The sequence below is a fragment of the Pseudoalteromonas sp. SG43-7 genome (assembly GCF_014164295.1).
Lineage (GTDB): Bacteria > Pseudomonadota > Gammaproteobacteria > Enterobacterales > Alteromonadaceae > Pseudoalteromonas > Pseudoalteromonas rhizosphaerae.
Window position 1 is genome coordinate 1 of sequence record NZ_JACJEY010000174.1, and the last position, 608, is coordinate 608.

Annotated in this window: 1 protein-coding gene; it reads right to left on the reverse strand. The window is 50.2% G+C overall.

Annotated features, from left to right (window positions below; genetic code table 11):
• The coding region (locus H5200_RS24535) for a tandem-95 repeat protein (RefSeq protein WP_182762880.1) at positions 1 to 608 on the reverse strand (608 nt) is incomplete at both ends.

Here is a 608-nt window from a genome sequence, read left to right on the forward strand (position 1 = left end):
CCCGTTGGGATGGTGTCTTCCACATCACTGGCCAGTGAACGCACATTGGTCACTGCTGATGCGGTGTCTTCATCCACACTTAAGCTGATAGCTTGTACCTCAGGGAGGTCGTTCACTGGGGTAATGGTGACTGTCACTGTTGCCGCTGTCGAGGTATTCAATGCCGCATCTTTTACCGTATAAGTAAAAGTGTCTGTCCCCGTTACGTTGCTGTTCGGTGTATACGTGGCAATGCCGTTAGTGATACTTACCGTGCCTTTACTCGCAGGTAATACGATAGCCGCTGAAGCGACCACTAAGTCATCTTCTGCATCACTGTCATTTGCTACCAAACTAAAGTTCACTGGCGTGTCTTCTGCAGTGGTGGCACTGTCATCCATGACAACCGGTGCATCTGCAACTGGCGCGACCGTTAGTGTTACTGTCTGTACTGCCGATAACGCACCGGCGCTATCACGAACTTGGAATGTAAAGCTGTCGCCATGGTTTTCACTGCCGTCATGTTGATAACTAAAGCTACCATCACTGTTTAAGCTGACACTACCAAATTGTGGTTGACTGACCAGCTCTGCGCTGAGTGTGTCGCCTGCATCATCATCGCTGGCGTT